General features: G+C 73.5%; 18 protein-coding genes. 14 read left to right on the top strand and 4 right to left on the bottom strand.

From position 1 onward, the window contains the following. The first annotated feature begins 79 nt into the window (after positions 1-79). Entirely contained in the window at positions 80-739 is a 660-nt protein-coding gene (locus tag AB0G01_RS13070) for a DUF2461 domain-containing protein (RefSeq protein ID WP_360943781.1), read from the top strand. On the opposite strand, the gene AB0G01_RS13065 is transcribed toward AB0G01_RS13070, so the two are convergent. Continuing rightward, positions 711-1052, bottom strand: coding sequence for a VanZ family protein (locus AB0G01_RS13065; protein WP_360943778.1), 342 nt, complete (start codon positions 1050-1052; stop codon positions 711-713). The two genes, AB0G01_RS13070 and AB0G01_RS13065, sit on opposite strands and share 29 nt — an antisense overlap. Positions 1053-1133: 81 nt before the next feature. Here AB0G01_RS13065 and pyk point away from each other — a divergent pair, with 81 nt between their 5' ends. The 3 genes from pyk to AB0G01_RS13050 are packed head-to-tail and all read left to right on the top strand — an operon-like array spanning position 1134 to position 4066. Beyond that, positions 1134-2558 carry a pyruvate kinase gene (gene pyk, locus AB0G01_RS13060; protein WP_360943775.1) on the top strand — a complete coding sequence of 475 codons (1425 nt, stop codon included), beginning with the start codon at positions 1134-1136 and terminating at the stop codon, positions 2556-2558. A 60-nt stretch (positions 2559-2618) separates the two neighbouring features. Next, a complete protein-coding gene (tesB, locus tag AB0G01_RS13055; RefSeq protein ID WP_360945217.1) occupies positions 2619-3494 on the top strand; it encodes an acyl-CoA thioesterase II in 876 nt (291 codons plus the stop codon). An 8-nt stretch (positions 3495-3502) separates the two neighbouring features. Then, a complete protein-coding gene (locus AB0G01_RS13050) occupies positions 3503-4066 on the top strand; it encodes a Uma2 family endonuclease (RefSeq protein WP_360943772.1) in 564 nt (187 codons plus the stop codon). 151 nt (positions 4067-4217) lie between these two features. Here the strand turns inward: AB0G01_RS13050 and AB0G01_RS13045 are convergent, their stop codons facing one another. Beyond that, positions 4218-5600: an aminotransferase class V-fold PLP-dependent enzyme gene (locus AB0G01_RS13045; protein ID WP_360943769.1), complete on the bottom strand. Its 1383-nt coding sequence runs from the start codon at positions 5598-5600 to the stop codon at positions 4218-4220. A 189-nt stretch (positions 5601-5789) separates the two neighbouring features. Between AB0G01_RS13045 and AB0G01_RS13040 the strand changes: the two genes are divergently transcribed. Beyond that, positions 5790-6878, top strand: coding sequence for a serine hydrolase domain-containing protein (locus AB0G01_RS13040; RefSeq protein WP_360943766.1), 1089 nt, complete (start codon positions 5790-5792; stop codon positions 6876-6878). A gap of 8 nt (positions 6879-6886) precedes the next feature. On the opposite strand, the gene AB0G01_RS13035 is transcribed toward AB0G01_RS13040, so the two are convergent. Further along, positions 6887-7396 (bottom strand): Lrp/AsnC family transcriptional regulator, encoded by a 510-nt coding sequence (locus AB0G01_RS13035; protein WP_360943763.1) that lies wholly within the window; start codon positions 7394-7396, stop codon positions 6887-6889. Positions 7397-7455: 59 nt separating this feature from the next. Between AB0G01_RS13035 and AB0G01_RS13030 the strand changes: the two genes are divergently transcribed. From AB0G01_RS13030 to AB0G01_RS13010, 5 genes are all read left to right on the top strand, one after another. Further along, the gene (locus tag AB0G01_RS13030; protein WP_360943760.1) at positions 7456-8052 is read left to right on the top strand and encodes a LysE family translocator; all 597 of its coding nucleotides are present in this window, start codon (positions 7456-7458) and stop codon (positions 8050-8052) included. Positions 8053-8175: 123 nt separating this feature from the next. Further along, positions 8176-9339: an MFS transporter gene (locus AB0G01_RS13025; protein ID WP_360945214.1), complete on the top strand. Its 1164-nt coding sequence runs from the start codon at positions 8176-8178 to the stop codon at positions 9337-9339. 111 nt (positions 9340-9450) lie between these two features. Beyond that, positions 9451-10890, top strand: a complete 1440-nt coding sequence (gene gndA / locus AB0G01_RS13020; RefSeq protein ID WP_360943757.1) for an NADP-dependent phosphogluconate dehydrogenase — start codon at positions 9451-9453, stop codon at positions 10888-10890. A gap of 24 nt (positions 10891-10914) precedes the next feature. Further along, a complete protein-coding gene (locus tag AB0G01_RS13015) occupies positions 10915-11547 on the top strand; it encodes a rhomboid-like protein (RefSeq protein WP_360943754.1) in 633 nt (210 codons plus the stop codon). A gap of 335 nt (positions 11548-11882) precedes the next feature. Continuing rightward, entirely contained in the window at positions 11883-14087 is a 2205-nt protein-coding gene (locus AB0G01_RS13010; RefSeq protein ID WP_360943751.1) for a SulP family inorganic anion transporter, read from the top strand. A gap of 158 nt (positions 14088-14245) precedes the next feature. Here the strand turns inward: AB0G01_RS13010 and AB0G01_RS13005 are convergent, their stop codons facing one another. Continuing rightward, on the bottom strand, positions 14246-14563 hold the full coding sequence (locus tag AB0G01_RS13005; protein ID WP_360943748.1) for a hypothetical protein: 318 nt from the start codon (positions 14561-14563) through the stop codon (positions 14246-14248). A 158-nt stretch (positions 14564-14721) separates the two neighbouring features. On the opposite strand from AB0G01_RS13005, the gene AB0G01_RS13000 reads away from it, so the two are divergent. The 4 genes from AB0G01_RS13000 to AB0G01_RS12985 all read left to right on the top strand — a co-directional run bounded on the left by AB0G01_RS13000 (position 14722) and on the right by AB0G01_RS12985 (position 20154). Beyond that, positions 14722-15582, top strand: coding sequence for a helix-turn-helix transcriptional regulator (locus tag AB0G01_RS13000; protein WP_360943745.1), 861 nt, complete (start codon positions 14722-14724; stop codon positions 15580-15582). Positions 15583-15589: 7 nt separating this feature from the next. After that, positions 15590-15781 carry a DUF397 domain-containing protein gene (locus tag AB0G01_RS12995; protein WP_360943742.1) on the top strand — a complete coding sequence of 64 codons (192 nt, stop codon included), beginning with the start codon at positions 15590-15592 and terminating at the stop codon, positions 15779-15781. Between the two features lie 448 nt (positions 15782-16229). Continuing rightward, positions 16230-16877 (top strand): DedA family protein, encoded by a 648-nt coding sequence (locus AB0G01_RS12990; protein ID WP_360943739.1) that lies wholly within the window; start codon positions 16230-16232, stop codon positions 16875-16877. Positions 16878-17301: 424 nt separating this feature from the next. Next, positions 17302-20154 (top strand): BTAD domain-containing putative transcriptional regulator, encoded by a 2853-nt coding sequence (locus AB0G01_RS12985; RefSeq protein ID WP_360943736.1) that lies wholly within the window; start codon positions 17302-17304, stop codon positions 20152-20154. Positions 20155-20163 lie beyond the last annotated feature (9 nt).

Here is a 20163-nt window from a genome sequence, read left to right as displayed (position 1 = left end):
CGCCGATTATGCACCGCCCGACACCGGGCGGTTACTCCACGCCACGTCCGCCCCGCCGGGCGGACGTAAACTGACCGCCGTGGAATTCACCGGCTTCGGCGAGTACGCCATCGACTTCTTCGACGGGCTGGAGAGCGACAACTCCAAGGCTTACTGGGACGACCACAAGCACACCTACCAGTCCGACGTGCGCGCGCCGATGGAGGCGCTGCTCGCCGCGCTGGAACCGGAATTCGGCAAGGGCAAGGTGTTCCGGCCCTACCGCGACGTCCGGTTCAGCAAGGACAAGACGCCGTACAAGAACTACTGCGGCGGGGTGGTCGAACCGGGGCGGGGCAGCGGCGCGCACTACGTCCAGATCAGCCCCGAGGGGTTGTTCGTCGGCGGCGGGTCGTTCGCGATGGCCTCCGACCAGTTGGCGCGGTTCCGCGAGTCGGTCCTGGACGACGTGCGCGGGCGGGCCCTGGAGGAGTTGCTGGCGGAGTTGACCGGGGACGGGTGGGAGGTGCGCGGGGCCCGGCTCAAGCGCGCGCCGCGCGGGATCGACGTCGAGCACCCCCGGATCGAGCTGCTCAAGCGCAAGCGGCTGTACCTGGTGCGCATCTGGCCCCCGGACGACGTGCTGCACGAGCCGGGGTGCCTGGACCGGGTGCGCCGGTCGTGGCACGAGGTGACCCCGTTCGTGGAGTGGTGCGCCGACCACATCGGGATCAGCGAGGTCGGCTACCGCCGGACATGAGGTGCGCCACCAGCCACCCCGCGCCGATGCCCACCACGTCCACCAGGCCGTCCACCACGTCCCCGCCGCGCCCCAGCGGGGTGATCAGCCACTGGAGCACCTCGGACAGCGCGGCGTAGGCGACCAGGCCCGCGAGCAGCGGGACCCGGGGCAGGCGCGACCACAACCCGGTGGCCGCGAGCAGCGCGAACAGCAGGACGTGGACCACCTTGTCGGTGCCGGCCGGTGAGTCCGGCACACCTGACTGGGGGGTGAACAGGATGATGACGCTGAGCGACAACGCGATCACGAACGGAAGGATTCTGCGGCCCACGGGGTCGATTGTGCCTGTTCGGGGAGATTACTTCCCGGTACATCCTGATCGGTCCAGTGAAGGGGGCTAGGCTCTCCGAACGTGAGTCGACGCGCGAAGATCGTCTGTACGATGGGCCCCGCCACCGCGACCGAGGACAAGGTCAACGAGTTGGTGGCGGCCGGTATGGACGTGGCCCGGATGAATTTCAGCCACGGCAGCCATGCCGACCACAAGCAGGTCTACGACCTCGTCCGCGCCGCATCGGACGAGTCCGGCCGCTCGGTGGGCATCCTCGCCGACCTCCAGGGCCCCAAGATCCGGCTCGGCAGGTTCGCCCACGGCCCCGTCGAGTGGCGCACCGGTGACGTCGTCCGGGTGACCGTCGAGGACGTCGAGGGCACCCACGACCGGGTGTCCACCACCTACCGGGAGCTCTCGAAGGACGCCAAGGTCGGCGACCGCCTGCTGGTGGACGACGGCAAGGTCGGCCTGGTCGTCACCGACATCGAGGGCCCCGACGTGGTGTGCGAGGTCACCGAGGGCGGCCAGGTCAGCAACAACAAGGGCCTCTCGCTGCCGGGCATGGACGTGTCCGTGCCGGCGCTGTCCGAGAAGGACATCCACGACCTGGAGTTCGCCCTCGACCTGGGTGTGGACTTCATCGCGCTGTCCTTCGTGCGCTCGCCCGCCGACATCGACCTCGTGCACCAGGTGATGGACCGGGTCGGCCAAGGCCGCCGGCCGGTGATCGCCAAGATCGAGAAGCCCGAGGCCGTGGACAACCTCGAAGCCATCGTGCTGGCGTTCGACGGTGTCATGGTCGCGCGCGGCGACCTGGGCGTCGAGTTGCCGCTGGAGCACGTGCCGCTGGTGCAGAAGCGGGCGATCCAGATCGCCCGCGAGAACGCCAAGCCGGTCATCGTGGCCACCCAGATGCTCGACTCGATGATCCAGAACTCGCGCCCGACCCGCGCCGAGACCTCGGACGTCGCCAACGCCGTGCTGGACGGCGCGGACGCGCTGATGCTGTCCGGGGAGACCTCGGTCGGCCGGTACGCGATCGAGTCGGTCAAGACCATGGGCCGGATCATCGAGGCCGTCGAGACCGAGTCCGTGCAGGTCCCCCCGCTGACCCACGTGCCGCGCACCAAGCGGGGCGTCATCTCCTACGCGGCCCGCGACATCGGCGAGCGGCTGAACGCCAAGGCCCTCGTCGCCTTCACCCAGTCCGGTGACACGGTGCGCCGGCTGGCCCGCCTGCACACGCACCTGCCGCTGCTGGCGTTCACGCCCGAGCAGAGCGTGCGCAGTCAGCTTGCTCTCACGTGGGGCACCGAGACGTTCCTCGTGCCTAAGGTGGACTCGACGGACGAGATGGTCCGCCAGGTGGACATGTCGATGCTGCACATCGGCCGGTACCAGCCCGGTGACCTGGTCGTCGTCGTGGCGGGCTCCCCGCCCGGCACCATCGGCTCGACCAACCTCATCCGGGTCCACCGGCTCGGAGAGGACGACCACGCTTAGGGGTAGGACGTGACAGAGGTCGCCCGCGCCGCCGCTGCCGCCGGATACGCGGACCTCCCGCTGGACACCGACGGCGTCCCGCACGGGCAACCCGTGCTGGACCGCCTGGTGGCGCTGCTGGACCTGGAGCGCATCGAGGAGAACATCTTCCGGGGCGTGTCGCCCGCCGAGTCCCCGATGAGGGTGTTCGGCGGCCAGGTGGCGGGCCAGGCCCTGGTCGCGGCCGGCCGGACGGTCCCGCCGGAGCGCCGGGTGCACTCGCTGCACTCGTACTTCATCCGGGGCGGCGACCCGACGGTCCCGATCGTGTACGAGGTGGACCGGGTCCGGGACGGGCGGTCGTTCACCACCCGTCGCGTGGTGGCCGTGCAGCACGGCAAGGCGATCTTCACGCTGTCCGCGTCGTTCCAGCTCGACGAACCGGGCATGGACCACTTCGAGGCGATGCCCGACGTGCCCGGCCCCGAGGAGCTGCCGACCTACGCCGAGTCGGCGGCCGGGTACCTGGAGAAGGTCGGCATGGCCCGGCTGCCCCGGCCGATCGACATCCGGTACGTGACCGAGCCGCCGTGGCGGGCGCGCGAGGACGGGCCGGGCGAGGCGCGCAGTCAGGTGTGGATGCGGGCGGGCGGCAAGCTCCCGGACGACGACCTGCTGCACGTGTGCGTGCTGGCGTACGCGTCGGACCTGACGCTGCTGGATTCGGTGCTCGTGCGCCACGGCGTGTACTGGGGCACGGACAAGGTGCTGGGGGCGAGCCTGGACCACGCGCTGTGGTTCCACCGCCGCTTCCGGGCCGACGAGTGGTTCCTGTACGACTGCGAGTCGCCGTCGGCGTCCGGGGCGCGCGGGCTGGCCACCGGGAAGTTCTACGCCCAGGACGGACGTCTGGTGGCGACGGTGGTGCAGGAAGGGCTGTTGCGCGTCCTGCCGTAGAGGTGCTCGTGGGGAGTCTCGTGCAGTGGTCGGATCACCTCCTGACGTTGGCCGAGTGGGACGCGCTGCCCGAGGTCGGGACGCACCACGTCGAGCTGGTGGAGGGCGTGCTGTGCGCGGTGCCGCTGCCCGCGCCGGCGCACCGGGCGGCGGTCGAGCGGCTCGGTGACCGGTTGGGCGCGCAGTTGCCCGGTGGTGTCGTCGTGGTGCCGGCGCGGCAGGTCGAGCTGGACCCGGTCCACCCGGCCACCGTGCGGGTGCCCGACCTCGTGGTGGTCGCGGCCGAGCGGGCGGCGGCGGGGCCGGCGCGGCTCGACGTCGCGGACGTGCTGGTGGCGATCGAGGTCGTCGCGCCCGGCACCGGTCGGCTGGACCGGATCGTGAAGCCGGTCGAGTACGCCGAAGCGGGCATCCCGCACTACTGGCTGCTCGAACTGGACGACCCGGTCGCGCTGACCGCGTTCACCCTGGCCGACGGCTTCTACGACTACGTCGCCGGGGGCACCGGGAAGATCGAGGTCCGGAGTCCGTTCCCGCTGGCGCTCGACCTTCCCGCCCTGCTGACCCGCTAGGCGAGCAAGGCGCGAGCCGGGCTGGTGGTCGTCGACCTCGACCCGGAGTGCGGTGCGAAGGGTGTCCGGGTCGGTCCTCACGAACTGATCTTGAACACCCTTCGTCCGTCTCCGGCCACCGCCCCGACCTGCGCGGACCGACGCCGGGGGACTACGCGCTGCGGAGCGCCTCCCACATCGCGCGCACGTGGTGCTCCTGGGTCGCTTCCGCGCCGATCGCCACGCGCACCGCGAACCGGCCGTTCACCACCGTGTGGGTCAGGAACGCGCTGCCCTCCGCGTTGACCGCGTCCATCGCCGCCCGGGTGGCGTCGTCGCCGTCGCGGTGGGCGAGGGTGACCAGGGACAGCGAGCGCGGCACGACCAGTTCCCACCGCTCGTCCGCCGAGACCCACGACTCCAGCAGCCCGGCCAGTTCGACGTGGCCGCGCAGGTGCGCCCGCACGCCCTCCCAGCCGTACCACCGCAGCACCGACCACAGCTTCAACGCGCGGAACCGCCGTCCCAGCGGGATCTGCCAGTCCCGGTAGTCGACCACCGCGCCCGATTCGGTCGCGCTGTTGCGCAGGTACTCCGGCAGGATGGTCAGCGCGTCCACCAGCACTTCCGGGTGCGCGGTCCAGAACAGCGACAGGTCGAACGCGGTCAGCATCCACTTGTGCGCGTTGGCGCAGAACGAGTCCGCGTGCTCCAGGCCGTCGAACAGGTGCCGCTGCTCGGGGCACAGCGCCGCCGGCCCGGCCCACGCCGCGTCGACGTGCAGCCAGATCCCGTACCTGGCGCAGACCTCCGCGATCTCCCGCACCGGGTCGACCGCGCCGGTGCCCGTGGTGCCGATGGTGGCGCACACCAGGACCGGTCGGCGTCCGTTGTCCACATCGGACTGGATCTGCGCGGCCAGCGCCCGGACGTCCATCGACAGCGCGTCCGGCGACACGCCGATCGCCCGGACCGCCTCCTCGCCGAGCCCGGCCAGGCGCGCGGCGCGCTCGATCGACGAGTGCGTCTGGGACGACACGTACACCGTCTCGTCACCGTCCACACCGGACTGACGCCAGCGGGCGGAACCCCGGTGCAGCGCGGCGAGCATCGCCACCAGCGCGGCGCTGGACGCGGTGTCCTGGATGACCCCGCCGCCGGTGAACCGCTCCGGCAGGCCCATCGCGCCCACCAGCTCGTCCATCAGGTGTTGCTCCACCTCGGTGCAGGCGGGGGAGGTGGACCACAGCATCCCCTGCACGCCGAGACCGGACGACAGCAGGTCGCCGAGCACCGACGGCAGGGAGGAGTTGGACGGGAAGTACGCGTAGAAACCGGGGTGCTGCCAGTGGGTCGTGCCCGGCACCACCACCCGGTCCAGGTCGTCGAGCAGGCCGGCGAAGCCCTCGCCCCGCTCGGGGATCGGGGCGAGCTGTGACCTCACCCAGCCGGGCTCGACCTGGGAACGCACCGGCAGGTCGCCGACCCGTTCGCGGTAGTCGGCGATCCAGTCGATCACCTCGTGGCCGATCCGGCGGAACTCGTCAGGCTGCATACCCGCACGCTAACCGGCGCTCCGCCGGGCCGGCTCGCCCGTCCGGGCATGATCGCGCTGCGCACGGCCCGCGCGCCGTGCGCGACGGAAGTTCGCTCGCGGTGGAACAATTCACCCCCCGCGCGCGTCCCAGCCCGAGAGGTCGCGCTCGGGTCCGCCGACCTCGACGAACGAGGACATGGGGTGGGGATGGGGAACGGGCGTCGCGCGCCGTGGGTGTTCGGGTGTCTGGTGGCGCTGCTCGCGGGGTGCTCCGGCGGCGTGATCGAGGAGCCGAGCCGGGCCGAAGTCCTCCGGGGGCAGCGGATCAACGAGTTCCACCAGGAGTTGAAGCGGGAGGGGTTCCGGGGGGTCGTGGACGTCCGCCGCCACGGCGAGCGGCTGCTGTCCGAGGCGTACGGGATGGCCGACACCGCCACGTCGCGCGCGAACACCCCGCGCACCCGCTTCCGGGCCGGGGCGATGACCGAGCAGGTCACCGCCTTCGCGGTGCTCGAGTTCCAGTCCACCCGCCGGCTGACGCTGACCGACCCGGTGTGCCGCCACTTGCCGACCTGCGTGCCCGGGTGGCAGGCGATCACCGTGGACAACCTGCTGCTGCACACCTCGGGACTGCCCGACTACCTCGTCTCCGGTCTCGCCGCGCCGGACGGGAACGGGCTGTCGCACCTGGCGTTCGTCGAGCGGTTGCAGCGCGCGCCGGTCGAGCGGGCACCCGGGAAGTGGAAGTACAGCGCCAGCGACTACGTCGTGCTGGGCGCGCTGATCGAGGCCCTCGCGGCACAGCCGTACGGGCAGTACGTGCGGTCCACCATCCTGGAGCCGCTGGGGATGGGCGCGACCACGGCCACCGGGGGCCAGGACGACCCGGAGAGCCGGGCCGTGGGGCACGCCGACGCGCAGCGCCCCGTCGCCCCGTCGCCCGCGCCCCGGTTCGCGGACCTCGCCCTGTCCACCACCGCCGCGGACCTGGGGGTCTGGAACAACCACCTGGTGGCCGGGACGGCCCCGGGCACCTGGGCCGAGTCGTGGGACAGGCTGAGGAGCCCGTCGTACGTGAGCGTGGGCGTGGGCCGGGGAGGCAAGCAGGGGTACGGCGTGGTCTTCCGCGACGTCTCCTCGGTGCGGGGAATCCACGCGTCCGGCGCGTTACCGGGGTTCGAAGCGTGGAGCGGGGTGAACATCGAGGCCAAGGTCACGGTCGCCGTGCTGGCGAACGCCGACGGGGCGAAGGTGGACGACCTGGGCGAGCGGTTGCTCGCCCTCGCCTCCGGGTGATGCCGCGCTCAGGGCACGCGGCGGCGGCGGTGGGTGGGGCGCTGGTCGTGGGGCGGGGTGAGGGCGCGGGTCTCCACGCGTTCCAGGACGACGGAGCTGGTCAGGTTCCGGACCTCGGTGCGGGACGCGATCTTGTCCACCAGGAACGCCTGGAGGTGCGTGCTGTCCGCGACCGCGATGTGCACCAGGAAGTCCGCCTGGCCGCTGACGTGGAACAGCGAGCGGGTTTCCGGCTGGGCCATCACGTACGCCCGGAAGGCGGCCACCACGGGCCGGGTGTGCGGGCGGACGTTGACCGACACCACCGCCTCCAGCGGCAGGCCGGTCAGGCTCGGGTCGACCACCGCGTGGAACCCCGTGATCACGCCGAGTCCACGCAGCCGGCGCACCCGTTGCAGGCACGTCGAGGGCGCGAGCCCGACCAGTTCGGCCAGGGTCCGGTTGGGCAGCGTGGCGTCGTTCTGCAACTCCTCCAGAATGCGCCAGTCAACCGAATCCAGTTCGGCTACGTCCGTCACAACCGAACATCCTATCGAAGTGCTGGTACCGCACCGAACTTCGACCGGAAGATCCCGCCGTGCACATCGCCTGGACCTCCTTCCTGCTGGCGCTCGTGGTGATCACGATCGTCCCCGGCCCGGACTTCGTCCTGGTCACCGGAAACGCCGTGCGCAGCGTGCGGCTGGGCGCGCTGACCGCGCTGGGCGTGATGACCGGCCTGATCGTGCACGGGACCCTCGCCACGCTCGGCCTGTCCGCGCTCGTGGCCGCCGCGCCGCCGGCGCTGTGGGCGGTGAAGGCGGTCGGCGCGGTCTACCTGCTGTACCTGGGCGTGATGACGCTGCGGTCCCGCCGGACGGCCCACGCGGTCGCCGCGCCGTCGCACAAGTCGGTGTTCCTGCGCGGCGTGCTGTGCGACCTGTTGAACCCCAAGGTGATGTTGACCTTCCTGAGCCTCATCCCGCAGGCGATGGACCCGACCGCGCCGCCGCTGCCCCAGGCGGCCCTGCTGTCCGCCGTCACGGTCGGCGTGTTCGCCGCGTTCTGGACGTGCGTGGTGCCGCTGGCGGGCCGGCTGGCCCGGCTGTTGAGCCGGCCGAGGGTGCGGCCGGTGTTCGAGCGGCTCTGCGGCACGGCGCTGATCGGCATGGCGGCGTCCGTCCTCGCGGCCTGAGGCCCGACCGGGACGGGCGGGCCGCGCTCGGCGGGAGTTCGGCGGTGGGGGCACGATGGTCCGGTCCGGGGGGCACGTGACCGTCGTGTTTCCGCCAGACCCGGGTGGGGGCCGGCTGGTGGGCTGACCGCCGTGCCCACCACCACCCGGAACCGGTCCTGGCCCGCCGTCGGCGCGGTCACCGCCGGGATCTTCTCCGTCGTGACCACCGAGATCCTGCCGATCGGCCTGCTCAACCCGATGGCCGCCGAGTTCGGCGTGTCCGCCGGTACGGCCGGGCTGATGATGACGACGCCGGGGATCGTGGCGGCCGTCGCCGCGCCGGCGGTCACCGCCACCACCGGGCGGCTGGACCGGCGGGCGGTGCTCTGCGGCCTGACCCTGCTGCTCGCGGTGGCGGACTTCCTCGCCGCGCTCGCGCCCGCGTTCTGGGTGGTGGTGGTGTCGCGCGTGCTGGTGGGGCTGGTGATCGGCGGGTTCTGGTCGATCGCGGCCGGGCTCGCGGGCCGGCTGGTCCCGCCCGAGCGGGTCGGCACGGCCACCGCCGCGGTGTTCTCGGCGGTGCCGCTGGGCTCGGTGCTGGGCGTGCCCGCCGGGACCTTCCTCGGCGACCTGTGGGGGTGGCGGGCGGCGTTCACGGCGATGGGCGTGGTGACCCTGGGGGTGCTCGCGGCGCTGCCGGCGTTCCTGCCGCCGCTGCCCGCGCGGAACGTGACGAGACCGGCCGTGTTGTGGGGACTGGTGCGGCGCAAGGGGGTCCGCGTCGGACTGCTGGTCACCTTCCCGGTGGTACTCGCGCACTTCGCGACCTACACCTACGTCACGCCGTTCCTGCGCGAGGTCACCGGCGCGAGCCCGGCCGCGATCACCTCGTTCCTGCTCGTCTACGGCGTGGCCGGGACGGTCGGGAACTTCGTGGCGGGCACGCGCGCGCACCGGCGCGGCACGTTCCCGGCGGCGATCGGGCTGCTGGCGGCGGCGACGACGTCGCTGCCCGTCGTCGGCGGGTCGGGGCCGGGGGCGGTGGTGCTGCTCGTGGTGTGGGGGTTGGCTTACGGCGCGGTCCCGGTGTGCTCGCAGACCTGGTTCGCGCGGGCCGCGCCGGACGCGCCGGAGGCGGCCTCGGTGGTGTTCACCTCGTCGTTCCAGGCCACGTTGTCGTTGGGCGCGTTGGCAGGTGGCGTGGTGGTGGACGCGACGTCGCCCGCCACCGTGATGGTGCTCGGCGGGTCGGTCGCCGCGCTGACCGCCGTGGTGCTGTGCTGCCGACCGTCCACTCCCGAATGAGCGGTGCGGTCCTTCACGGCCCACTACGCCGATTCCGGCGCGTTGGCGAGCGCCACGGGTGAGGGGGTGCGCACACGTGCGCGCTCGGCCGGCATTGGGCAGGCTGTGCCCATGACCACCTCCGAGGCACCCGCGCGGATCGCCGTCACCGGGCTCGCCGTCATGGGCAGCAACCTGGCGCGCAACCTCGCCCGGCACGGCTTCCGCGTAGCCGTCCACAACCGCACCTCCGCCCGCACCCGGGCGCTGGTCGAGGAGCACGGGCACGAAGGCGACTTCGTGCCCGCCGAGACCCTGGAGGAGCTCGTCGCGAGTCTCCGGACGCCGCGCCAGATCATCATCATGGTCAAGGCCGGCGCGCCCACCGACGCCGTGATCGACGACCTGGTCCCGCTGCTCGAACCCGGCGACATGGTGATCGACGGCGGCAACGCGCACTACGCCGACACCCGCCGCCGCGAGGCCGCGCTGCGCGACGCGGGCCTGCACTTCGTCGGCACCGGCATCTCCGGCGGCGAGGAGGGCGCGCTCAACGGGCCGTCGATCATGCCCGGCGGGTCCGCCGAGTCCTACGCGCACGTCGGGCCGGTGCTGGAGGCCATCTCCGCCGAGGTGGACGGCGTGCCGTGCTGCGTGCACGTCGGACCGGACGGCGCGGGGCACTTCGTGAAGATGGTGCACAACGGCATCGAGTACGCCGACATGCAGCTCATCGCCGAGGCGTACGACCTGCTGCACCGGGTCGGCGGCCGGACCGCCGCCGAGATCGCCGAGGTGTTCCGGAGCTGGAACTCCGGCGACCTGGAGTCCTACCTGGTGGAGATCACCACCGAGGTGCTCGGCCACACCGACCCGGACACCGGCGCGGCGCTGGTCGACGTGATCGCGGACGAGGCCGAGCAGAAGGGCACCGGCCGCTGGACCGTGCAGGAGGCGCTGGAGCTGGGCGTCCCGGTGACCGGCATCGCCGAGGCGGTGTTCGCCCGCTCGCTGTCCGGCCGGGTCGACCAGCGCACCGCCGTGCGGGCCGCGCTCGGCGCGTCCGAGGTGACCCCCGCGCCGGACGACTCGCTGGAGGACGACGTGCGGCAGGCGTTGTACGCGTCCAAGGTGGTCGCCTACGCGCAGGGCTTCGACCAGATGCGCGCGGCGAGCGCCGAGTACGGCTGGGACCTCGACCTGGGCGCGATGGCCACCATCTGGCGCGGCGGCTGCATCATCCGGGCCCGGTTCCTCGACCGGATTCGGGAAGCCTACGACAAGGCACCGGAACTGGCGTCGCTGCTGGTGGACGACTACTTCCGGGACGCCGTGGCGCACGCCGAGGCGGCCTGGCGGCGGGTCGTGGTCAAGGCCGTGACGGCCGGCGTGCCGGCACCGGGCTTCGTGTCCGCGCTGTCCTACTACGACGGTCTGCGCGCGGAGCGGCTGCCCGCGTCGTTGATCCAAGGCCTGCGGGACTTCTTCGGAGCACACACCTACCGCCGTGTCGACCGGCCGGGCTCTTTTCACACCCGCTGGTCAGGTGACCGGTCCCAGGTGGACGCCTGACCCCACCGGTCCGACCATGGCCTGGTGCGCGATCGATTCCGGCGCAACCCCGTCGCGGCGGGCTACCTGCTCGCCGTGGCGGGGCTCGCCCTGCTGATGCGGTTCGTCTTCGCCGACGGGATGTCGGCGCAGGTCCGGGCGTCGCTGAGCACGAACCCGGCGAACCTGGCGGACCACCCGGTGAACGCCCTGCTGGGCAGCGCGTTCGTGCTGGACCCGGGGGACGGCGTGCCGCTCACCCTGGCCGCGCTGGTCGCCGTGGCGCTGTGCCTGGGCGGTTTCGAGCGCGAGGTCGGCCCGTGGCGCGCGGCGGCCGTGGCGCTGGCCGGCCACGTCGGCGCGACCCTGGTGAGCGCCGCCGTGATCGGCTCCGGCGCGTACCCCCTCGACCTGACCCGGGGCACCGACCTGGGGGTCACCTACGTCGCCTTCGCCGCCGCCGGCGCGGTGACCGCGCTGCTGCCGCCGGTGCTGCGCGGGCCGTGGCTCGCGGCGCTGGTCGCCTACCCGCTGCTGACCGCCGGGTGGTTCGGCGCGGTCCCGGAGTTCGGCGCGGTCGGTCACGTCGCCGCCGTGTTCATCGGATCGGGTTGCGGCGCGTTCGCCGTCCACCGGGTCTACGCGGCAACCGGGCGCTGCCCCCGTCACCTGGGGTGACGTTCGGGGGAAAGATCAACACGACCGGGTGGAACCGCTGTCGGGCGCGCGACCTTCCCCCCATGATGGTGGGGACGCGAGCTGTGCGACGCGGGCTGTGCCGACACGTCCCCTGTGCCGACACGGAGGTGCCACCGTGGCAACCCCCTACCACCGCGCCGAGGCCGAGCCGGAACTCGACGCCTCCAGGCCGCGCCTCCTGCTGCCCTTAGGGCCCTAGCCCGGCCGCACCCCCGTTCCACCACGACCCGCACCCCGCGCCCGACCGCGCGGGGCGGTGCCCCGTGGCCCGAGGAGAAACCGTGGCGAGCCCACGGCCAGCGAAGGGAAGTCCGATGAACCGCCCCCGCCCCAACAAGTCCCACGCCGGCGAGCACACCACGGCCGGGCCCCCGGGCGGTCTGGCGTCCGTGCTGCGCTTCGACCTGCCCGCGTCGATCGTGGTGTTCCTGATCGCCGTCCCGCTGTCCCTGGGCTTCGCCGCCGCGAGCGGCGCGCCGCTGCTGGCCGGGCTCGTCTCGGCGGTCGTCGGCGGGGTCGTGGTCGGCCTGCTGGGCGGGGCTCCGCTCCTGGTCAGCGGGCCTGCGGCGGGCATGGTGCTGATCGTCGGCGGGCTGGTCGCCGAATACGGCTGGGCCGCCACCGCGATGATCACCGTCGGGGCCGGCCTGGTGCAGGTGCTGGCGGGTCTGGCGAAGGTCGGCCGGGTGGCGCTGTCGCTGTCGCCGGCCGTGGTGCACGGCCTGCTGGCGGGCATCGGCGTGACCATCGCCGTCGGGCAGCTCGTGGTCGTGCTGGGCGGTCTGCCGGGGTCGGCGGTGATCACCAACCTGGGGCGGCTGCTCGGTCCCCCGGACCTCGCCGCGCTGCTGGTCGGCGCGGTCGCCGTGGCGGCGATGCTGCTGTGGCCGCGCGTGCCGCGCTCGTCCCGCGTCCCCGCGCCGCTGGTCGCGGTGCTGGTCGCGACGCTGGCGGGCAGCGGGCTGGACGTGGCCCGGGTCGACCTGCCCGCCGGGTCGCTGGGCTCGATCGTGCTGCCGAGGATGCCGGAGGGGACCGTCCTGGGCATCGCGTTCGCCGTGCTGACCGTGGCCGTGGTGACGGCCGTCGAGTCCCTGCTGTCCGCGGTGGCCGTGGACAAGCTGCACGACGGGCCGCGCGCCGACCTCGACCGCGAGCTGGTCGCGCAGGGCATCGCCAACACCGTCGCCGGGGCGCTCGGCGGGCTGCCGGTCAACGGCGGCATCGCGCGCGGGTCGACCAACGTGGCCGCCGGGGCGCGGTCGCGGGCGTCGACCGTGCTGCACGGCGTGTGGATCGCGGTGTTCGTGCTGGCCCTGGGCTCGCTGCTGGAGCGCATCCCGCTGGCCGCGCTGGCCGGGGTGCTGCTCGTGGTGGGCGTGCGGCTGGTGAGCGCGCGGCGGATGAAGACCCTGTGGCGGCACGGCGAGTTCACCGCCTACGCGGTCACCGCGACGGGCGTGGTGGCGCTGGGCCTGGTCGAAGGCGTGCTGCTGGGCGTCGCGGCGGCGGCGCTGCGGTCGCTGTGCCGGCTGACGCACAGCACGGTGCGCGTCGCCGAGGAGCCGGACGGCTGGCGGGTGGTGATCCGGGGTTCGCTGGTGTTCCTCGGCGTCGGCCGGCTGGTGCGCGACCTGCGGGCGATCCCGCCCGGCCGGCGGGTGGTGCTGGAGCTGCACATCGACTTCCTCGACCACGGGGCGTTCGAGGCGATCGACGACTGGCGGACCGGGTACGTCCGGCTGGGCGGGCAGGTCGAGGTGGACGAGGTGCACGACACGTGGTTCTCCAAGGCGGCCCGCGGCATCCCGGCGTTGAGCAAGACCCCGCTGTCGCCCCTGCCCCGCTGGTTCGCGCCGTGGTCGCACTGGCAGCAGCGGCGGGCCGTGGCGCTGCCCCGGCCGCGCGAGGACGCCGACCCGATGCTGCGCGGCATGCACGAGTTCGAGCGCTCGGCCGCGCCGCTGGTCCGGCCGTTCCTGGCGGAGCTGGCGGTGCGCGGGCAGAGCCCCCGCCAGCTCTTCATCACCTGCGCGGACTCCCGGGTGGTGCCGAACCTGATCACCACCAGCGGGCCGGGGGACCTGTTCTGCGTGCGCAACATCGGCAACCTGGTGCCGGTGGGCGGCGACGACTCGGTGGGCGCGGCGGTCGAGTACGCGGTGGAGGTGCTCGCCGTGGACACCATCGCGGTGTGCGGGCACTCCGACTGCGGCGCGATGAAGGCCCTGGTCAACGGGTCGGCGCGGCCCGGGTCGCATCTGCGGTCATGGCTGCGCGCGGCCGAGTCGAGCCTGATCCGGTTCCACGCGCCGGGCGCGACCGGGCTGCCGGTGGTGGAGCGGCTGGCGGTGGCGAACGTCGCCCAGCAGCTCGACAACCTGCTGGCGCACCGGAGCGTGCGCGAGGCGGTGGCGGCGGGTTCGCTGCGGCTGGTGGGGATGTACTTCGACATCTCCGCGGCCCGCGTCTACCTGGTCGACCCGGAACGCGACGGCCTGGAACCGGTGCGGGCCTGAGCCCGGTGGGGGTCCGCGGCGGAACCGGCCCCGGTCGGGGGGTTCGAGGTCGGTTCCGCCGCGGGTGCGGACGGGCGGCGCGGATGGGGTCTTGATCATCGGGGGGAGACGCGCCGCCCGGCGCGGAGCGGGGGGTGACCCGCTCGTCCGTGGGCCGGCTAGACCGCGCTGCGCAGGTGCTTGCGCCGGCCGGGCGTTTCCGCCGCCACGGTCAGCGCGAGCTGCGCGCCCAGGTACGCCCGGCAGGGCGCGGGCAGCCGGCGGGTCCAACGGCTCGTCCGGCAGGTCGGGCACCGGCCGTGCTCGTCGGGGCGGTGCCCGTCCAGCAACGCCCTCAGCGCCGCCACCAGGCGGGGCAGTTCGGAGCGGGCGAGCTCCACCGCGGTCTCGTCGTCGCCGGCGGACGCCAGGCGGACCAGCGTCCCCAAACGTTCGCGCAGCGACTTGTCGAGCTGGCTGAAGACCGTGACGGCCATCTTCAGCGCTCCTTCCCGAAACCCTCGGCGGTTGTGCCCCAGCAGCCTGCGACCGCCTACCGGCCGACTGCAAGTTGCAGTACACGAATGGATGACGGCTCTTTGCCCGTTCAGCGGACGCCAACAGACTCTGTTAATCCACCCACGAGGAGGTACCGATGCCCCGCGCCACCAGTCCGACGCTGAGCAGGCGTCGGCTCGTCGGCGAGCTGCGCCGGCTGCGCGAAGCCGCCGGGCTCACCATCGAGGAGGTCGGCGCACGGCTGGAGTGCTCCGCGTCCAAGATCAGCCGCATCGAGACGGGCCGGGTCGGGGTCACCCCGCGCGACGTCCGGGACATGCTCTCCGCGTACGGCGCGGACGAGCGGATCGCGGGCGAGCTGGTCCAGCTCGCCCGGGAGGCCCGCCGCAAGGGGTGGTGGGACGAGTTCGGCGACCTGGTGCCCAGCCGGTACGTCGGGTTCGAGGCCGACGCCGGGTCGGTGCGCACCTACCAGGGCCTGATGATCCCCGGCCTGCTCCAGCACGAGGGCTACACCCGGGCGCTGATCGCCGACGTCCTGCCCGGCGCGCCGCCCGACGAGGTCGACCGCCGGGTCCGGCTGCGCACCGCGCGCCAGGCGCTGCTCGCCGAGGAGGACCCGCTCGCGCTGCACGTGGTGATCGACGAAGCCGCGCTGCGCCGGCGCGTCGGCGGGACGGCCGTGATGCGCGAGCAGCTCACGCGACTGAATGAAGTCGGAAAACTCGACAATGTCACTCTTCAGGTCACCCCATTCACCCGTGGCGGTCATTCGGCGATGGACGGGCCGTTTGTCGTCCTCAATTTCCCCGAGAAGTTCGACGCGGACCTGGTATACCTCGAAAGCGTGCGTGGTGACGTCTACCTGGAAGAGCCGTCCGACGTCGCCAGGTATACCGACATGTTCGCGCGGTTGGCCGCGTCGTCCTTGGACCCGGCCGCGTCGGCGGTGCTGATCGAGCAGGTCGCGCGCGAACTTCTCGCCGACGGGGAGTGAACAGCCGATGCAGCAGGAGTGGCGCAAGAGCAGGCGTTCGTCCGCCTCCGGGCCGGATTGCGTGGAGGTCGCGCTGATCCGCTCGGGCGCGGCGGTGCGGGATTCGAAGAACCTGACCGGCGGTGCGCTCGACTTCGACGCCGGCCAGTGGACCCGATTCCTCGGGTTCGCCAAGAAGGGCGTCTACGACGACTGCTGAGCCGGCCGCCGGCCGACCCCGACGGGGTGGGTCGGGGTCTCGGGGGCGGACCACCGGGGTCCGCCCCTGACTTTTGCCGGTCCCCGGTACGACCAAGGTCTGACCGCCGTGAGACCTCGGTCCGATGCGCGTGCGCGGCACTTTCCGGTGAACTCGTCGCCGGAAGGTGGTGGTGGCGGATGTCCGAAACCCGGAGAGCGGCGGCGGCGTCGGTCGCCGCCCGCCGCGCGGCCCGTCGCCGCCCGCGCGGCAGGCGTGCGCCGCGACACCCCGCCGGACCCGGCCCGCGCGCCGGGCGCGCCGGAGCCGGTGGCACCATCCCGCACGATCACGGCGGCACCCGGCCCGGTGCCGTCCGCCGTGCTCGTCGGCGACCGCGCGAGCGCGGTCGGACTTCGGAGAGCCGCCCGGCCCGGCGCGGCCTCGATCTTCACCTGGGGGAGACGACATGGCGTTCCTGACCGACGCGCTGGAGGGGCTGGCCGGTCTGCCGCAGCCCGCGGTGCTGGCGGTGACCGGCGGGCTGACGCTGGCGGAGTGCACGCTCGGCGTGGGCTTCATCGCGCCGGGGGAGAGCGCGCTGCTGCTCGCCGCGACCACCGCGACCACCGCGCCGCGCTTCCTGGTCATGTGGCTGGTCGTCTCGGTGTGCGCGGTCGCGGGCGACAGCATCGGCTACTTCCTGGGCCGCCGGTTCGGCGACCGGATGCGGGAGAGCAAGGTGGTGCGCAAACTCGGGCAGCAGCACTGGGACAGCGCGGGCGACCTGCTGCGCCGGCGTGGCGCGTGGGCGGTGTTCGCGGCCCGGTTCATGCCCGTCGTGCGGACCCTGGTGCCCGCGTCGGCCGGCGCGTCGAAGCTGGAGTACCGGCGGTTCCTGCCGGCGTCGATCGCGGGCGCGGTGTGCTGGTCGGCGCTGCACATCGGGATCGGCTCGGCCGCCGGGGCGTCGGCGAAGTACATCGAGTCGGTGTTCAACGGCGCGATGTGGGGCGTGATGGGCGTCGCGGTGGTCGTCGGCCTGGTGGTCTTCCTGCGCCGGCGCAGGAAGAACGCGGCAGCCGTCACGCGGGAGCCGGTCGAAGAGGTCGTGTGAGCGCGTCGCCCGGCCGCTGAGCGCGCGCCACCCCCTCAGGGCGCGCACAGCCGAAGGGGCCGTGTTCGGGGGTTCGGGTCCCGAGCACGGCCCCTTCGACGGGGGGAGGGCAGAGGAGAAGGGCCATCCCCTACCGGATGACCCTTCCCCGTGGAGCTGGGGACGAGGGCGGGCCGGCGTTCCGCCGCCGCGGGCTGGATGCCCCTTGCACGCCGGCCCGCCCTCGTCGATCAGGGAGCAGCGGGTGTTCCGCCGCCTGGTCCAACCTCCCCCACCGGGGTTCGCCCTGTGTGGTTGGTCGGACACGCTTAGCGTAAGAATGCGGCTACAGCGCGACTGGAGCCGCACTGGAGTGATCTCCCCGGCCCGGTTGCCGGGTCGGGTAGTTTCGGGTGCTCAATGCCCTTCGGCGAAGGATCAGTCGGTGGAGTACGACGGCGGGGAGCCCCTGCGGTTCGAGGTGCTCGGCCTTCTCCGGGTGCGGCGCGGCGACCGGGAGGTCGATCTCGGTGCCGCCAAGCAGCGCGCGGTCCTGGCGGTGCTGCTGCTGGCCCGCAACACCCCGGTGAGCCGGGGGCACATCATCGAGGCGGTGTGGGGCGACGCGGCCCCCAGCAGCGCCGTCAACCTCGTGCAGACCTACGTGGCGGGTCTGCGGCGCGCCCTGGAACCCAGCCGGGCCCGCCGCGCGCCGGCCGAACTGCTCACCTCGGTGGGGGACGGCTACCTGCTGCGGCTGGACCCGACGGCGGTCGACCTGGACGCGTTCGAGCGCGGCGTGGTCGCCGCCGGCCGGCTGAGGGCCGCCGGTGACCTGGAATCCGCCGCCGGCGCGCTGGACGAGGCGCTGGCGCTGTGGCGGGGCGAGCCCCTGGGCGGCGTGGCCGGGCTGTTCGCCGAGGTCGAACGCGGCCGGTTGGCCGAGCGGCGGCTGGCCGTGCTGGAGGAGCGGGCCGAACTGCTGCTGCTGATCGGGCGCGGCGCGGAACTGGTCCAGGTGCTGACCGCGCTGGCCGGCGAGCACCCGTTGCGGGAGCGCGGGCACGGCCTGCTGATGCGCGCGCTGTGCCAGGCGGGCCGGCAGGCCGAGGCGCTGGGCGCGTACCGGGAGGCCCGGCGGGTGCTGGTCGAGGAGCTCGGCGTCGAGCCCGGCCCCGAGCTGCGCCGGCTCCAGCAGGCCGTGCTGGCCGGGGAGGACCCCGAGCCCGAACGGCCGACGCGGCCCATCGCGATCCCCGTGCCGCCGCCCGAACCGGCCCTGCCGACGACTCCCGCGCAGCTACCCCGGGCCCCGGCCGCGCTGATCGGCCGGGACGCCGAGGTGGCCCGGCTGGACGGCCTGCTCGACTCGGACCCGTCCGGCGGACTGGTGCTGGTGGTCACCGGCCCGGCCGGCGTCGGCAAGACCGCGCTGGCCCTGCACTGGGCGCACCGGGTGCGCGAGGAGTTCACCGACGGCCAGCTCTACGTCGACCTGCACGGCTACGACCCGAACCAGGAGCCGCTGGGCGCGGGCGAGGTGCTCAACCGGTTCCTGCGCACGCTGGGCGTGCCGTCGGGGGACATCCCGGTGACCGTGGAGGAGCGCTCGGCGCTGTTCCGGACGCTGGTCGCGGACCGGCGGATGGTCGTGGTGCTGGACAACGCGCGCGGCTCGACCGAGCTGATGCCGCTGCTGCCCGGCTCGCCGTCGTGCGTGGTCGTGACGTCCCGGCGGCGGCTGGTCGGGCTGGTCGCGCACGCTGAGGCCCGGATGGTCGAGCTGGACATGCTCGACACCGACGCGGCCGTCGAGGTGCTGGGCCGGGTCGCCGGGCGCGACGGCAGCGAGGTCGGCGCGATGCGGCGGCTGGCCGTGCTGTGCGACGGGCTGCCGCTGGCCCTGCGGATCGCCGCCGCCCGGCTCGCGGTGTCGCCCTCGTTGCAGGTGGCCGAGCTGGTGGCGGAACTCGACGACGAGCACGGCCGGCTGGCCGCGCTGGGCCTGGAGGACGAGGACTCCACCGTGCGGGCGGCGCTGGACGCCTCCCGGCGCGCGCTGTCGCCGTTGCCGGCGCGGTTGCTGGCGCTGCTGGGGTTGCACCCCGGCGCGGACGTGACCGCGTACGTCGTCGCGGCGATGGCGAAGGTCCGGGTGTCCGAGGCCCAGCGCGCGCTCGGCGCGCTGACGGCCGCGAACCTGCTGTCGGTCGGCGAGCTCGGCCGGTACGGGGCGCACGACCTGGTGCGCGTCTACACCCGGACGCTGGCCGGCGAGCTGGGACCGGAGGAGCGGCACGAGGCGACCAGCCGGATGCTGGACTTCTACCTGCACTGCGCGGACCTGGCCGACGGCCTGCTGCCGGTCGGCCGGGGCAGCGTCCGGGTCGCGCCGGAGCTGGTGCCCGAGGAGGTGCCGAAGCTGACCGGTGCCGGCGACGCCACCGCGTGGCTGGACGCCGAGCAGGGCAACCTGATCGCCGCCGCCGAGCTCGCGGGCGAGGGGGCCGAGCGGGCGTGGCTGGTGCACGCGTGGCAACTGCCGTACACGCTGTCCCGGTTCTTCTGGCTGCGGACCGACCGGGCGACCTGGCTGCGTTCCACGGAGTTGGCGATGCGCGCGGCGACGTCGTTGGGCGACCCCGAGGCGCGGTTCGTGACGTTGTTCAACCTCGGCGTGGCGCTGGCCCAGTTCGACCGGTGGGACGAGGCGCTGGTGCGGATGCGCGAGGCGCTGGAGGTCGCGCGGACCGGTGGGGACGTGAACGCGCAGGCGCGGGCGTTGACCACGGTGGCGGACATGTTGCAGACGCTGGGCCGGATGGAGGAAGCCGAGAAGTTCTACCGCGAGGCGCTGGAGGTCAGCCGCGCCGCCGGGTCCCGCTGGGCCGAGGCGGCGGCGCACCACAACCTGGGGCCGCTGTACCTGGCGATGCGCCGGTACGAGGACGCGAAGACGTGGCTGCGGGCGGCGGTGCGGATCTACCAGGAGGTGGGGGAGCAGTGCGGGGAATCCACCTGCCACACCGACCTCGCGGCGGTGTTGCTGGAGGCGGGCGAGTGGTCGGAGGCGGTAGCCTCGGCGCGCACGGCGCTGTCGGTGGCGGCGGCGGCGATGAGCCCGTACCACCAGGCCCTGGCGCACGACCGGTTGGCCACGGTGTTCGACCGGCAGGGCATGGCCGGTGCGATCGCGCACTGGCAGCGGGCGCTGGCCCTGTTCATCGAGCTGAACTCGGCGGAGGCGGATGCCGTCCGGGCGCGGCTGGCCCGTGCGCGGTCGGCGTCGTTGAGCTGATCGCCCCGG

Origin of the sequence: Actinosynnema sp. NPDC023587, from assembly GCF_040640215.1 — a bacterium.
Lineage (GTDB): Bacteria > Actinomycetota > Actinomycetes > Mycobacteriales > Pseudonocardiaceae > Actinosynnema.
The sequence above is the reverse complement of the archived record's forward strand: the minus strand, read 5'-3'. Positions and strand labels throughout refer to the sequence as shown.

Bases quoted from the DNA above. Each gene is read 5' to 3' on its own strand.
- AB0G01_RS13045 (WP_360943769.1), bottom strand. From the start codon at position 5,600: ATGCAGCCTGACGAGTTCCGCCGGATCGGCCACGAGGTGATCGACTGG.
- AB0G01_RS13040 (WP_360943766.1), top strand. From the start codon at position 5,790: ATGGGGAACGGGCGTCGCGCGCCGTGGGTGTTCGGGTGTCTGGTGGCG.
- gndA (WP_360943757.1), top strand. From the start codon at position 9,451: ATGACCACCTCCGAGGCACCCGCGCGGATCGCCGTCACCGGGCTCGCC.
- AB0G01_RS13010 (WP_360943751.1), top strand. From the start codon at position 11,883: ATGAACCGCCCCCGCCCCAACAAGTCCCACGCCGGCGAGCACACCACG.
- AB0G01_RS13005 (WP_360943748.1), bottom strand. From the start codon at position 14,563: ATGGCCGTCACGGTCTTCAGCCAGCTCGACAAGTCGCTGCGCGAACGT.
- AB0G01_RS13000 (WP_360943745.1), top strand. From the start codon at position 14,722: ATGCCCCGCGCCACCAGTCCGACGCTGAGCAGGCGTCGGCTCGTCGGC.
- AB0G01_RS12995 (WP_360943742.1), top strand. From the start codon at position 15,590: ATGCAGCAGGAGTGGCGCAAGAGCAGGCGTTCGTCCGCCTCCGGGCCG.
- AB0G01_RS12990 (WP_360943739.1), top strand. From the start codon at position 16,230: ATGGCGTTCCTGACCGACGCGCTGGAGGGGCTGGCCGGTCTGCCGCAG.